This is a genomic window from Burkholderia sp. AU6039, from assembly GCF_002223365.1.
Lineage (GTDB): Bacteria > Pseudomonadota > Gammaproteobacteria > Burkholderiales > Burkholderiaceae > Burkholderia.
Genome location: NZ_NKFK01000004.1, coordinates 748,017 through 762,114, shown reverse-complemented (window position 1 = coordinate 762,114; position 14,098 = coordinate 748,017). Strand labels below are relative to the sequence as shown.

General features: G+C 66.9%; 12 protein-coding genes. 3 read left to right on the top strand and 9 right to left on the bottom strand.

All coding sequences use genetic code 11. The features are described from left to right. Positions 1–10: 10 nt before the first annotated feature. The 3 genes from CFB39_RS16235 to argS form a co-directional block, all read right to left on the bottom strand. Positions 11–649: a thiol:disulfide interchange protein DsbA/DsbL gene (locus CFB39_RS16235; RefSeq protein ID WP_089441130.1), complete on the bottom strand. Its 639-nt coding sequence runs from the start codon at positions 647–649 to the stop codon at positions 11–13. Between the two features lie 69 nt (positions 650–718). Continuing rightward, entirely contained in the window at positions 719–1,624 is a 906-nt protein-coding gene (locus CFB39_RS16230; RefSeq protein ID WP_089473633.1) for an SPOR domain-containing protein, read from the bottom strand. Positions 1,625–1,716: 92 nt separating this feature from the next. After that, entirely contained in the window at positions 1,717–3,498 is a 1,782-nt protein-coding gene (argS, locus tag CFB39_RS16225) for an arginine--tRNA ligase (RefSeq protein WP_089473632.1), read from the bottom strand. A gap of 200 nt (positions 3,499–3,698) precedes the next feature. Between argS and CFB39_RS16220 the strand changes: the two genes are divergently transcribed. After that, positions 3,699–4,022, top strand: a complete 324-nt coding sequence (locus tag CFB39_RS16220; protein WP_089426439.1) for a DUF1840 domain-containing protein — start codon at positions 3,699–3,701, stop codon at positions 4,020–4,022. Between the two features lie 301 nt (positions 4,023–4,323). Here the strand turns inward: CFB39_RS16220 and CFB39_RS16215 are convergent, their stop codons facing one another. The 6 genes from CFB39_RS16215 to CFB39_RS16185 form a co-directional block, all read right to left on the bottom strand. Continuing rightward, a complete protein-coding gene (locus tag CFB39_RS16215; RefSeq protein WP_089473631.1) occupies positions 4,324–4,911 on the bottom strand; it encodes a hypothetical protein in 588 nt (195 codons plus the stop codon). A gap of 188 nt (positions 4,912–5,099) precedes the next feature. After that, entirely contained in the window at positions 5,100–7,817 is a 2,718-nt protein-coding gene (gene metH, locus CFB39_RS16210) for a methionine synthase (RefSeq protein ID WP_179257683.1), read from the bottom strand. Between the two features lie 42 nt (positions 7,818–7,859). Beyond that, a complete protein-coding gene (locus tag CFB39_RS16205) occupies positions 7,860–8,927 on the bottom strand; it encodes a homocysteine S-methyltransferase family protein (protein ID WP_089473798.1) in 1,068 nt (355 codons plus the stop codon). A gap of 201 nt (positions 8,928–9,128) precedes the next feature. Further along, positions 9,129–9,386 carry a DUF3567 domain-containing protein gene (locus CFB39_RS16200; protein WP_006477667.1) on the bottom strand — a complete coding sequence of 86 codons (258 nt, stop codon included), beginning with the start codon at positions 9,384–9,386 and terminating at the stop codon, positions 9,129–9,131. Positions 9,387–9,640: 254 nt separating this feature from the next. Further along, positions 9,641–10,921 (bottom strand): DUF3108 domain-containing protein, encoded by a 1,281-nt coding sequence (locus CFB39_RS16190; RefSeq protein ID WP_089473630.1) that lies wholly within the window; start codon positions 10,919–10,921, stop codon positions 9,641–9,643. A 126-nt stretch (positions 10,922–11,047) separates the two neighbouring features. Beyond that, complete coding sequence (locus tag CFB39_RS16185; RefSeq protein WP_011353357.1) at positions 11,048–11,914, bottom strand: IclR family transcriptional regulator; 867 nt, start codon at positions 11,912–11,914, stop codon at positions 11,048–11,050. A gap of 154 nt (positions 11,915–12,068) precedes the next feature. Here CFB39_RS16185 and CFB39_RS16180 point away from each other — a divergent pair, with 154 nt between their 5' ends. Continuing rightward, positions 12,069–13,061 (top strand): fumarylacetoacetate hydrolase family protein, encoded by a 993-nt coding sequence (locus CFB39_RS16180; protein ID WP_039346348.1) that lies wholly within the window; start codon positions 12,069–12,071, stop codon positions 13,059–13,061. Positions 13,062–13,198: 137 nt separating this feature from the next. Beyond that, positions 13,199–14,026, top strand: a complete 828-nt coding sequence (locus CFB39_RS16175; RefSeq protein ID WP_039346345.1) for an enoyl-CoA hydratase/isomerase family protein — start codon at positions 13,199–13,201, stop codon at positions 14,024–14,026. Positions 14,027–14,098: the final 72 nt, after the last annotated feature.

Here is a 14,098-nt window from a genome sequence, read left to right as displayed (position 1 = left end):
CGGGCGGGGATCAGAGCTTCTTGTCCTGAACCTGCTTCACGAGGAAGTCGAGCACCTGGGCGGTACCCGGGATGCTGTTCGTGTAAGCGGGGCCCGTCTTGTACTTGCCCTGGACGACGACCGTCGGCACGCCGTCGATCGCGTAGTCCTTCAGCAGCTTGGCCGACTGGTTCACTTCGCCCTGCACGCTGAACGAGTTGTACGCGTCCGTGAACTGCTTCTTGTCGACGCCCTGCGTGGCCAGGAAGTCGGCCTGCGCCTGCGGCGTCAGCAGGTAGTTCTTCTGCTTGTGGATCGCGTTGAAGATCGCCGGCGTGACCTTCTCGGAGATGCCGAGCGCGGACACCGCATAGAACAGCTTCGAGTGCGGGACGAAATCGTCACGGAATGCGACGGGGACGCGCTTGAAGTCGATGTTGTTGCCTTGTTTCTTCACCCAGGCTTCGATCGTCGGCTCGAATTCGTAGCAGTGCGGGCAGCCGTACCAGAAGAATTCGATCACCTCGACCTTGCCGGCCGGTGCGGACACCGGCTGCGGCGACTTCATCACCTCGAAGTCCTTGCCGGAGACCGGTGCGGCGGGCGAAGCCTGCGCGAGGCCGGCGGCCAGGCCCAGGGACAGAAGGAGCGTGCTAAGCAGTTTTTTCATGTTGTGAACGTCGAATCAGTTGCTCGGGTTACGAAACGTAACGGGTTCTGAGTGGGCTCGGCCGGTTGCTTACTGCTTTGTGAAGCGAATCACCGCCGTGTCGACACCTGCATCGGACAGGCGCTGGCGAGCCGAGTTCATATCCTCGAATTTCGAGAATGGGCCGACACGCACGCGGAAATACGTCACGCCGCTGACATCGCGCTTCGACACCTTCGACTCGAAGCCCTGGAAGCCGAGGCGCGCGCGCTGCTGCTCGGCGTCGCCTTCCGTCTTGTACGCGCCCACCTGCAGGAAGTAGCCGGTATTCGCGTCGTTCGCGGTCGGCGGCTTTGCCGTCGCGGCGCCCGCGGCCGACGAGGTCGGCTTCGGCGTGTTCGCGGCCAGTTGCTGTTGCTGCTGCTTTTGCGCGGCCGCTTGCTGCGCCTGCTTCTGCGCGGCGAAGCGGGCGAGGTCGTCCTCGCCGCCTTGCTGCTGTTGCTGCTGCGCCTGCTGCGTCTTCTTCGGCGGCGGCGTGGTGTCGGCCGGCTTCGGCGCGACGGCCACGCCGTTGCTCGACGACGTGTTGTTCGACGCGGTCGAATTGTTCGAGCTGCCGGTGTTGTTCGAGCCGCTCGACCCGTTGGCCTGCGGCGGCACTTCGACGATTTGCGGCTCGGGCAGCAGGCCGCCCTGGGTCTGGTTCGCGGCCTGGCCGGGCGCGGTGTTCGGCGGCGCGGGCTGCGCGGCCTGCGGCACCGGCTGGCCCGGCGTCTTGCCCTGCAGCGCGCGGTTCGGATCGAACTGCTGCGGCTGGCTCGCGCCGTTGTCGGCCGGCGGCGGCGCGACCTTCGATACGAACGGCGACGGGGAACGCGTGATGTAGAGCGCCACCACCACGGCGATCGCGAGGCCGACGATCAGGCCCAGCACGATTCCAAGAAATGTCCCTCCGGCTTGTTTCGATTGCTTCGAAGTTCGGCGTGGTTGTGCCATTGCTTGAGTCACCTGCAAAAAGAATCGTGAAAAGGCTGCGACGGGCGCTCCAGCCGCAGCCATTCGCTGCCCGGTTCGGGCCGCTTGCTGCCTTACATCTTGGCGGGCGCGGACACGCCGAGCACCGCCAGGCCGTTCTCGAGCACCTGCCGGGTTGCGGCGAGGAGTGCGGCGCGCGCATTGCGCGGCGCTTCGTCGTCGACCAGCACGCGCTCCGCATTGTAGAACGAGTGGAATTCGCCAGCGAGGTCGCGCAGGTAGAACGCAACGGCGTGCGGTGCCAGTTCGTTGGCCGCGTGCGTGAGCATGTCCGGGTACTCGGCCAGCTTCTGCATCAGCGACGCCGCTTGCGTGCTCGTCAGCTGCGACAGGTCGGCGCCCGGCAGCTGTGCGACGTCGACGTTGTAGCGCGACTTCAGCTCGTTGAGCACCGAGCAGATCCGCGCATGCGCGTACTGGACGTAATAGACCGGGTTTTCGTCGTTCTGTTTCAGCGCGAGGTCGATGTCGAACACGAACTCGGTATCGGCCTTGCGCGAGATCAGGAAGAACCGCACCGCGTCGCGGCCGCGCGTGATCGTCGCTTCGTCGATCAGGTCGGGCGCCGCTTCCTGGCCCGCCGCCGCGCCACCCGACCATTCGATCAGGTCGCGCACCGTCACGTAGCTGCCCGCGCGCTTCGAGATCTTCACTTCCTGGCCGTCGCGCATCACGGTGACCATCTTGTGCAGCACGTAGTCGGGGTAGCCCTTCGGGATCCCGATGTGCAGGCCCTGCAGGCCGGCGCGCACGCGCGCGATCGTGCCGTGGTGGTCCGAACCCTGGATGTTGATCACCTTCGTGAAGCCGCGCTCCCACTTCGTCACGTGGTACGCGACGTCCGGCACGAAGTACGTGTACGTGCCGTCCGACTTGCGCATCACGCGATCCTTGTCGTCGCCTTCGTCGGTCGTGCGCAGCCACAGCGCGCCGTCCTGCTCGTAGGTCATGCCGGCCTTGATCAGCGCGTCGACCGTCTTCTCGACACGGCCTTCGCTGTACAGCGACGACTCGAGGTAGTACTGGTCGAACTTCACGCCGAATGCCTGCAGATCCATGTCCTGCTCGCGACGCAGGTACGTGACCGCGAACTTGCGGATCGCGTCGAGGTCCTCGACGTCGCCCGTGCCCTTGACCGGTTCGCCGTCCGACGCGGCGACCGTTTCGCCGTTCAGGAAGTCGCGTGCGATGTCGGCGATGTATTCGCCGTTGTACGCGGCTTCCGGCCAGCCCGCGTCGCCCGGCTTCAGGCCGCGTGCGCGTGCCTGCGTCGAGATCGCGAGGTTGCCGATCTGCACGCCTGCGTCGTTGTAGTAGAACTCGCGGTGCACCGCGTAGCCCTGGCTCGCGATCACGTTCGCGAGCACGTCGCCGAGCGCGGCCTGGCGGCCGTGGCCGACGTGCAGCGGGCCGGTCGGGTTCGCCGACACGAATTCGAGCAGCACCTGCTTGCCTTTCTCGCGATCCGACGTGCCGAACGCGCGGCCCTGCTCGAACACGGCGGCGATCACCGCCTGCTTCGCGGCGGCCGACAGGCGCAGGTTGATGAAGCCGGGGCCGGCGATCTCGGCGGCTTCGACGAGGCCTTGCGCGCCCGGCTGGGCGGTGAGGGCGGCGACGATCTGCTCGGCGAGCTGGCGCGGGTTCGTGCCGAGCGGCTTCGCAAGCTGCATCGCGACGTTGCACGCGACATCGCCGTGCGCGGCGACCTTCGGGCGCTCCAGCGTGATGACGGGGGCGACGGACGCGGCGTCGGCGCCTTTCAGCGCGTGTGCGACCTGCTTGACGCTATCCGCGAGCAGGGCTTCGAGGGTCTGTTTGTGTGCTGGCAGCATGCTGGTAGAAGGCTTCGTTGGTGGCGGCCGGAAACGCCGGCCCGCCGGCGCGCTTTTTAAGCGCGCGTTTCAGGGATCGCAGAATTTTAACAGGTGCTAATATGCCGCTCAGGCGGCCCGCGTCCGCGAGGCCGGACGCCGGTCTGCCGGCGTTCCCCAACCGCGCCGCGCAGGCACAACAAGATGAAAAGGGAATTGTCATGATTACGTTCAAGAGCAAGGCGGCACAGGATCTCGACGTGCTGAAGGATTTCGCCGTGTATGTGCTGGGTCTCGTCGGCAAGCAGCTGGGCGAGCGCGGTGTGATTACGCACGACGAGCTGGACCACGCGATCGCCAAGCTGGAAGGCGCGGTAGCGCAGGCGAAGCAGGAACGCGCCGAGCACGCCGGCCATTTCCACGAGGACGAAGCCGACCACGCGCACCACGAAGTGCCGGCGAGCCTGGCCCAGCGCGTTGCGCCCTTCCTCACGATGCTGCGCGAAGCGAAAGCCGGCGAAGCCGACGTGCACTGGGGCTTCTGAGCCTGCTTGCCCGGCCGGTCTGAAAGGATCGAAAGGCAGAAAAAGCCCGCTTCCGAGCGGGCTTTTTATTTTGTCTGACGAAAATGCGCTGGGCGGTGGTGTGCTCGAAGCGCGTGGGGACGGCGGCTCGCCTTGACCGAAAGGTGAAATTCCTTATAATTCAACGCAAGACTATGTGAAAGCGGGTGCGAAAACATGGCGCCGCCCGAGCGATCGGGCCCCACCTGGAGTGGGTACTTCGTCGAAAGACGGAAAGAGAATCCCGCATACGACGGCTGCCGAAAGGCGGCCGTTGGTTTTTCTACGCCCGGATTTTGCGGCCCTCCAGGCTTGCGCGCAGCAACGTGCGCAACGCCACCTTCCTGGCTTCCCGCTGGCGCCTGTTCAAACCGCCATCCAGCATATAGGCCGACTGGACGCGCAGGATGAGCCGGCGTTTTCTGGCCCGGTCCCGCGAAACCTCGAAGAACACGGCATACATCCGCTGTACGCCATCCGACGAGGCTGTCTCCGCCGTCACGAAATTGGGTTGCCGTTCGTCGGCGACGACGATCCGGCGCGTCGCCAGCCCGACGATCACGTCGCGCAACAGGCGTCGCGACGCGTGGTACCGGTCCGCGCAGAGCACACGCGTCTCGCGACCATCGTCGTAGATCTCGTCGTCCGGAATGCTGTCGCGGGTGCGCGGGTCCCATTTGAAACTGCGGGTGAAGCAGTGACAGGAGAAGAGGACCAGAACCGTTACGTCGAAACCGGTTTCCAGGTCGCACGAGAACGTCAATGGACGCAAATGACTCAGGTCCCAGTTTTCGCCGCGATAGCGCGTCGGCGGGAACGGACTGGCTGCATCGATTGGCGTTTCGTTGATCCGGATCTCGAAGGTCGACATGGCAGGGCGAATTTCGGGCTAAACGGGAAGGGCTTTCCCTGCGCCTTTACCTGACGGCCAGAGCGTTTGCTGCCTGGGACGGGTAATATTGAGATTAGTTATCCTGATTGATTGGCGCGTTGTACAACGCGCCCCGTGGACGGGGCGCGTGATGGCGACGCGCGGCGGTAGCGCCGCGGTTCGATCGATCAGAGCTGCGGCGCGAGCGCGCGGCGCGCGTCGTCGAGCGACAGCGCCATGCGCTGCGCGTAGTCCTCGAGCTGATCCTGGCCGATTTTGCCGACCGAGAAATACGTGCTGTCCGGATGCGCGAGATAGAAGCCCGACACGCTCGCGGCCGGCAGCATCGCCAGCGAGTCGGTCACGCTCATGCCGATCTCGTCCGCCCGCAGCACGTCGAACATGTCGCGCTTCACGAGGTGGTCGGGGCAGGCCGGGTAGCCCGGTGCCGGGCGGATGCCCGCGTACTTTTCCGCGATCAGCGCATCGTTGTCGAGCGTCTCGCCGCTCGCGTAGCCCCACAGCTCGCGCCGCACGCGCGCGTGCATCGCTTCTGCGAAGGCTTCCGCGAAGCGGTCGGCGAGCGCCTTCAGCATGATCGCGCTGTAGTCGTCGTGGTCGGCTTCGAACTGCTTTTCCTTCGCGTCGACGCCGAGGCCGGCCGTCACCGCGAACATCCCGATGTAGTCGGCGACACCCGATTCCTTCGGCGCGATGAAGTCGGCGAGCGAGCGGTTCGGCCGCATCACGCCGTCGACCACCGGGCGCACGCTCTGCTGGCGCAGGTTGCGCCACGTGAGCAGCACTTCCGAGCGCGACTCGTCGCTATAGATCTCGATGTCGTCGTCGTTGACGGTATTCGCCGGCAGCAGCGAGATCACGCCGCTCGCGGTCAGCCAGCGGCCCTGGATCAGGCGCGCGAGCATCGATTTCGCGTCAGAGAAGACGCGCCGCGCCGATTCGCCGACGATCTCGTCGTTCAGGATCGCCGGGTACGGGCCCGCGAGATCCCAGGTCTGGAAGAACGGGCCCCAGTCGATGTACTGCGCGAGCTCGTTCAGGTCGTAGTTCTTGAACACGCGGCGGCCGATGAACTTCGGCTTCACCGGCTGGTAGCCCGCCCAGTCGACCTTGGTCTTGTTCGCGCGCGCCTCGGCGAGCGTGACCATCGGCTGTGCCTTGCGGTTCGCGTGCTGGTCGCGGATGCGTTCGTAGTCGGACTTCAGCTCGTCGAGGTACTTCGTCGCGCCTTCGTCGGACAGCAGGCTGGAGGCGACCGACACCGAGCGCGACGCGTCCGGCACGTACACCACCGGGCCTTCGTAGTGCGGCGCGATCTTCACGGCCGTGTGCACGCGCGAGGTCGTCGCGCCGCCGATCAGCAGCGGGATCTTCTTCACGCGGAAGTAGTCGTCGCGCTGCATTTCGGACGCGACGTACGCCATTTCCTCGAGGCTCGGCGTGATGAGGCCCGACAGCCCGATGATGTCCGCGCCCTCGACCTTCGCCTTCGCGAGGATCTCGTTGCACGGGACCATCACGCCCATGTTGACGACTTCGAAGTTGTTGCACTGGAGCACGACCGACACGATGTTCTTGCCGATGTCGTGCACGTCGCCCTTCACGGTCGCGATGACGATCTTGCCCTTCGCGCGCACGTCGCCGCCCGCTTCCGCGAGCAGGCGCTTTTCTTCCTCGATGAACGGGATCAGGTGCGCAACCGCCTGCTTCATCACGCGCGCCGACTTCACGACCTGCGGCAGGAACATCTTGCCCTGGCCGAACAGGTCGCCGACGATGTTCATCCCGTCCATCAGCGGCCCTTCGATCACGTTGATCGGGCGGCCGCCGGCCGCGGCGATCTTCGCGCGCACTTCTTCGGTATCCTCGACGATGAAGTTCGTGATGCCGTGCACCAGCGCATGCGAGAGCCGCTTCTCGACCGGCTGGTTGCGCCACTCGAGGTTCTCTTCCTTCTTCGCGCCGCCTGCCTTGAACTTGTCGGCGATCTCGAGCAGACGGTCGGTCGAATCGTCGCGGCGGTTCAGGATCACGTCCTCGACGCGCTCGCGCAGCTCCGGGTCGAGATCGGCGTACACGCCGAGCTGGCCCGCGTTGACGATGCCCATGTCCATCCCGGCCTGGATCGCGTGGTACAGGAACACGGTGTGGATCGCCTCGCGCACCGGGTCGTTGCCGCGGAACGAGAACGACACGTTCGACACGCCGCCGCTCACCTTTGCGTACGGCAGGTTCTGCTTGATCCAGCGGGTCGCTTCGATGAAGTCGACCGCGTAGTTGTTGTGCTCCTCGATGCCGGTCGCGACCGCGAAGATGTTCGGGTCGAAGATGATGTCTTCCGGCGGGAAGCCGACTTCGTTCACGAGGAAGTCGTACGAGCGCTTGCAGATCTCGGTCTTGCGCGCGAACGTATCGGCCTGGCCGGTTTCGTCGAACGCCATCACGACGGCCGCCGCGCCGTAGCGGCGGATCAGGTGCGCGTGGTGGCGGAACGCGTCCTCGCCTTCCTTCAGCGAGATCGAGTTCACGATCGCCTTGCCCTGCACGCACTTCAGGCCCGCCTCGATCACTTCCCACTTCGACGAGTCGATCATGATCGGCACGCGCGCGATGTCCGGCTCCGACGCGATCAGGTTCAGGAAGCGCACCATCGCCGCCTTCGAGTCGAGCATCGCCTCGTCCATGTTGATGTCGATCACCTGCGCGCCGTTCTCGACCTGCTGGCGCGCGACCGCGAGCGCCTCGTCGAACTGGCCGTTGAGGATCATGCGTGCGAACGCCTTCGAGCCGGTGACGTTGGTGCGCTCACCGACGTTGATGAAGAGCGTTCCGGGCGTGACGTTGAACGGCTCGAGGCCGGCAAGGCGCATCATGTGATCGGTCATGGCGGTGCGAATTCTGGTGATGAAGGACGGGGGGCGGTCGGGTCAGGCGTTGTCGCTGTACTGGTTCGGCCAGCGGCGCGGCTTCACGTCGGCGAGCGCCTTCGCGATCTCGGCGATGTGTTCGGGCGTCGTGCCGCAGCAGCCGCCCGCGAGGTTCACGAGCCCGGCTTGCGCGAATTCCTTCAGCAGGCCCGACGTGACGTCCGGCGTTTCGTCGAAGCCCGTCTCGGCCATCGGGTTCGGCAGGCCCGCGTTCGGGTAGCACGATACGTAGGTATCGCACAGCTTCGCGAGCTCGGCGATGTACGGGCGCATCAGCGCCGCGCCGAGCGCGCAGTTCAGGCCGAACGTGAGCGGCTTCGCATGACGCAGCGAATTCCAGAACGCCTCGACCGTCTGGCCCGACAGGATCCGGCCCGACGCATCGGTGACGGTGCCCGAGATCATGATCGGCAGGCGCTCGCCGGTGTCCTCGAACAGCTCGTCGAGCGCGAACAGCGCGGCCTTCGCGTTCAGCGTGTCGAAGATCGTCTCGACGAGGAACAGGTCGACGCCGCCGTCGAGCAGTGCCTTCGCCTGCTGGTAGTACGACGCGCGCAGTTCGTCGAACGTGACGTTGCGTGCGCCCGGATCGTTGACGTCCGGCGAGATGCTGGCCGTCTTCGGCGTCGGCCCGATCGCGCCCGCGACGAAGCGCGGTTTGTCGGGCGTCGCGTATTGCTCGGCCGCTTGGCGCGCGAGCTTCGCCGATTCGATGTTCATCTCGACGACGAGATCTTCCATCTCGTAGTCGGACTGCGCGACGGTCGTCGCGCCGAACGTGTTGGTCTCGACGATGTCCGCGCCGGCCGCGAAGTACTGGTCGTGGATCTCGCGGATGATCTGCGGCTGCGTGATCGACAGCAGCTCGTTGTTGCCCTTGATGTCGCGCGGGAAATCCTTGAAGCGCTCGCCGCGATACGCGGCTTCGTCGAGCTTGTAGCGCTGGATCATCGTGCCCATCGCGCCGTCGAGGATCAGGATGCGCGATTTGAGCAGCGCAGGCAGAGCGGCGCCGCGCGTATAGGACGCGTCGAGCGGGACGGAAGCGGCGAGAGGAGTCGCAGACATGGGCGAAAGACCGGCGAAGACGGGAAAACCGTCATTGTAGCCGGTGCGCATGGGCGCCGCCCGGCCTTGCGCCGCGCCGGCCGGGCCGCCAAATGAAAACCCCCGCCGGCGAACCGGGCGGGGGCAGGATCGGAGTGCTCGCGGCGCCGCGTCGATGCGCGGCGAATGGCCCGGCCGCACGAGGCGCCGGGCCGCGGGTCGTCAGTGCAGCACGACGGGCATCATCATCAGGCTGTCGAATTGTCCGAGGAATTCGTCGACTTCATCGAGCGACGGCTCATCCTCGATCAACTGCTTCACGTGCGCGCGGAATCGTTCGGCAAGTTCGCCGTCGATGAAGATTTCGCGCTGCGCGTTCTTGTCGACGATTTCATATCCGCCGGCATTCATCAGGTGGTGACCGGCCTGCGGCGCGAATTCGACGACGCAGTAGTTGGGGCTGTTGTAGATCATTTGCATGGCGGCACTCCTCTTCGCAGTGGCATCTGGCCTTGTTGTCCCCTAGGTGGGGCGAGCCTTGCCGGTTTCAAGGGGCTTGCGCTGCACACCCCGTTCCCGTCTGCATGGGGTGTATCGGTTAGAAGCCGATGTCTATGAAACGTTTCCCATTGTCTGCCGGTGGACTGAAATAGTTGTTAAAGAGTGTCATCGGCCATTTCACGGAAATCTGTAATCGGTCGAAATTGCCGAATCGCGTGCATGTGCGCGCGAGTTCACTGTGTGACAGGCGATGTGACAGGCGAGGGCGCGGGCGGCGCAGCCGGTTGTGCCGGCGGTTGCACGGTGGCCGGCGGCGCGGGTTGTGCCGGTTCCGCGGCGGGAGCGGTTGATGCGTCGGGCGTCGGCGCACCGGCGGGCGCATGCGTTGCGCCGCCTGCGGGTGCTTCGTCGGACGATACGCCCGGCGCCGCGAGCCGGCCATGCCACAACAGCTCGATCTGCGCGCCGTTCGGTTCGGTCTGCACGAGCCGCGCGGGCAGCCAGCCGAGCGACGGTGCGAGCCACATGTCGATGCGGCGCGTATCGCCGTCGCGCCGCGGCAGGCGCATGAAGTGCCGCGCGCCGATGATGCCGGCCTGCGTCTGCACCTGCTCGTCGCCGATCACGGTGATCGGCCAGGTCTCACCGCTGTTGTTGTCGATCACGAAGAACTGCTGCGTGACGCCCGGCTTGTACGCGGACGGATTGCCGCGCACGAGCCCCGACAGCTGCATCAGCATGCTGAAGCGGTCCTGCACGCCGTCGGGCAGCGGCGCGTTGTTCGGCGTGCGCGTGAACACGACCTGCCGACTCTCGCGGTTGAAGATCGCGATGTCCTCCGGCCGCTTGCCGCGCTTCTCGACGTAGCGCTCGGGCGCGACGCCGAACGCGTCGATGCGGCCTTCGCTGCGGTAGGTGAACGGGCCGACGAACGGCACGGGCATCGACACCGACAGGTCGTAGGTGTGCCCGTCGGTGCGCCAGTGGATCGTGCCGATCATGTTCTGCATGCCGTTGTAGAACGTGTCGTACTGCAGGTCACCGGACGGCGGCGCGTTGAACTTCACGCCGTTCGTCGCGGGGCCCGGAGTCGCGGTGCTGGCGGCGCTGGCAGCCGACGCGGCATGCTCGCCCGATGCGGCGGGCACACCACTCGCGGCGGACGCGGCGGCCGGCGGCTCGCCGTGCTCGGCCGTTTGCGTCGACGTGAGGACCGGCTCAGGCGCGGGTTTCGGTGCGGCGGCCTTCGGGGCCGCCGGCGCGGGCGCGGCCGGCGGCTCGACCGGCTTCGGCGCAGGCGGCGCGGGCTGGCGCTCGATCGGTTGCGGTTTCAGCAGCTCGATCTGAATGGGGACTTCGGCGGGCGCGGGCGGCGTGAACGCGTCGCGGTTGCGCATCAGCCAGAACGCGGCGAGCGCGTGCAGCACCAGCACGATGACGAGCGCAATGCCCACGCGCAGCCAGTGGCGGGGCAAGGCGTGACTCGGGCGGGTGTCGGCAGGCTGCATGGGCATCGGAACAGGATCGGGGCGTTCGCGTGAGCTCGGGCGCGCGGCGCGCGCCACAGGAATCGGACTGTCGAATGCGCCGCACGTTCGCGCTGCTTGACGGGCAGGTGCCGGGGGCGGTTACCGGATGCGTCAGGCGTCGCGCGCGTCGGGACTATAGCCGAGTTCGTAAGACAGTTTCTGCGCGCAGGCGCGCAGCGCGGTGTCGATCTCGCCGCCCCATGCAATGTCGAACGAGCCTTCCTGGCCGAGCGCGACGATCGCGAGCGCGAGTTCGCCGACCGCATCGAACACGGGCATGCAGAACGCGTGGATCGTCGGCAGCAGCATCCCCTCGACGCGCGCGGCCTCGTGCCGGCGCACGTCGGCGAGCACCGCGTCGACCTCGTCGAGCGTGCGCGGGCCGCCGTGGTGCGGCGAGCGGCGCGTATCGGCGAGTTCGCGCTCGAGCATCGCGGCGGTCTTGCTGCGCGGCAGGTACGCGGCGAACAGCAGCCCCGTCGCGGAGCCGAGCAGCGGCATCACGTCGCCGAGCTTCAGCGACGCCTTCGCCGGGTGGCTCGATTCCATCCAGTGCACGATCGTCGGCCCCTGGTTGCCCCACACGGCGATGCCGACCGTCTGGTCGAGCCGGTCGCGGAATTCGGTCAGCGCGATCCGCGCGAGCTTCACGCCGTCGACGCGTGCGAGTCGCGCGAGCCCCATCTGCAGCGCGAAGCCGCCGAGCTCGTAGCGGCCGGAGACGGGATCCTGCGACACCACGCCGAGCCGCGAGAAGCTGACCAGGTAACGGTGCGCCTTCGCAGGACTCATGCCCGCGCGCTGCGCGAGGTCGCGCAGCATCATCGCGCGCGGCTCGCTCGTCAGCACGTCGAGCAGGCGGAAGCCGACCTCGATCGACTGGATGCCGGAACGGACCTTCTCGCCGTGCTCGCCGGAAGCGGCGTCGTCGGTGTCGGAGTCGGCGAGATCGTCGTCGGGAAGCGGGCTGGCGGGCATGGGCGGCAGGGGCGCGAAAAGCGGCAGGAAGCGGGCTGAAAAACCGGGCCGAAAAATCGGGGCGAAAACGGCACGCACGATCGCAGCGCGCCGCAGGGATTCACCATCGTAAAATAGATTCCCTCCATCGTCACTACAACGCCAGAGTCCCCTTATGAAACTTGCTTCGCTGAAGGACGGCACGCGCGACGGCCAGCTGATCGTCGTGTCGCGCGACCTGCACACCGCGGCGATCGCCGACGCGATCGCGCCGACGCTGCAGCGCGTCCTCGACGACTGGGCGTTCTACGCGCCGCAGCTGCGCGACTTGTACGACGCACTGAACCACGGCCGCGCGCGCAATGCGTTCGCGTTCGATCCGGCCAACTGCATGGCGCCGCTGCCGCGCGCGTTCCAGTGGGCCGACGGCTCCGCGTACGTGAACCACGTCGAGCTCGTGCGCCGCGCGCGCGGCGCGGAGATGCCGCCCGAATTCTGGACCGATCCGCTGATGTACCAGGGCGGCAGCGACGATTTTCTCGGGGCCCGCGACGACGTCGTGTGCCCGTCCGAGGAATGGGGCATCGATTTCGAGGCGGAAGTCGCGGTGATCACCGGCGACGTGCGGATGAGCGCGACGCCCGACGAAGCGCTGAAGGCCGTGCGGCTCGTCACGCTTGTGAACGACGTGTCGCTGCGCAACCTGATTCCGGCCGAGCTCGCGAAGGGCTTCGGCTTCTTCCAGAGCAAGCCGGCCACCGCGTTCGCGCCGGTCGCCGTGACGCCCGACGAGCTCGGCGACGAATGGCGCGAAGGCCGCGTGCACCGGCCGATGATCGTCCACTGGAACGGCAAGAAGGTCGGCCAGCCCGATGCCGGCACCGACATGGTGTTCCACTTCGGCCAGCTGATCGCGCACGCGGCGAAGACGCGCAACCTGCGCGCCGGCTCGATCGTCGGCTCGGGCACGGTGTCGAACAAGGACGCGAAGCGCGGCTACTGCTGCATCGCCGAGAAGCGCTGCCTCGAGACGATCGAGCACGGCGCGCCGCAGACGGAATTCATGCGCTACGGCGACACCGTGCGCATCGAGATGTTCGACACGGCCGGCAAGTCGATCTTCGGCGCAATCGAGCAGTCGGTCGCGCCGCCCGACGGCGCGGCGTAAGTCACGCGGAGCACGCAGCGCTCCGCTTTCGCGAAACCCGGGCCCGGCCCGCGCGCCGGGTTTCGCCTGATGTTTGCCCGCGCGGGCTTGGCTACACTCGATTCAGGGGCGCGAGAGCCTCGAGCAAGGAGCAGCGCATGGCCGATCTCGCCGCGTACGGCGGTTACGAAGCACTGAAGGTGACGCGCCGCGACCATGGCGTGCTCGACATCGTGATGAGCGGCGAGGGCGCGAACCGCAGCGGCCTCGCGACCGCGAACGCACGCATGCATCGCGAGCTCGCCGACATCTGGCGCGACGTCGACCGCGATCCCGACACGCGCGTCGCGGTCATTCGCGGCGAAGGCAAGGGCTTCTCGGCGGGCGGCGACCTCGCGCTCGTCGAGGACATGGCGAACGACTTCGACGTGCGCGCCCGCGTGTGGCGCGAGGCGCGCGACCTCGTCTACAACGTGATCAACTGCAGCAAGCCGATCGTCTCGGCGATGCATGGCCCGGCCGTCGGCGCGGGGCTCGTCGCCGGGTTGCTCGCCGACATCTCGATCGCCGCGAAGGATGCGCGCATCATCGACGGCCACACGCGGCTCGGCGTCGCGGCCGGCGACCATGCGGCGATCGTGTGGCCGCTGCTGTGCGGGATGGCGAAGGCGAAGTACTACCTGATGCTGTGCGAGCCGGTGAGCGGCGAGGAGGCCGAGCGGATCGGACTGGTCTCGCTCGCGGTCGAGCCGGCCGACCTGCTGCCGAAGGCCTACGAAGTGGCCGAGCGGCTCGCGCACGGTTCGCAGTCGGCGATCCGCTGGACCAAGTACGCATTGAACAACTGGCTGCGCACGGCCGGGCCGACCTTCGATACGTCGCTGGCGCTCGAATTCATGGGTTTTTCGGGGCCCGACGTGCAGGAAGGCATTCGCTCGCTGCGCGAGCGGCGCCCGCCCGAGTTTCCCGGCGACGCGCCGTTCTGACACGCGCCGGCGCTATGATCGACCCAGGCGCGGCTCGCGCGACGCATGGCGGCCGCCTCGCTCTCACCCAGT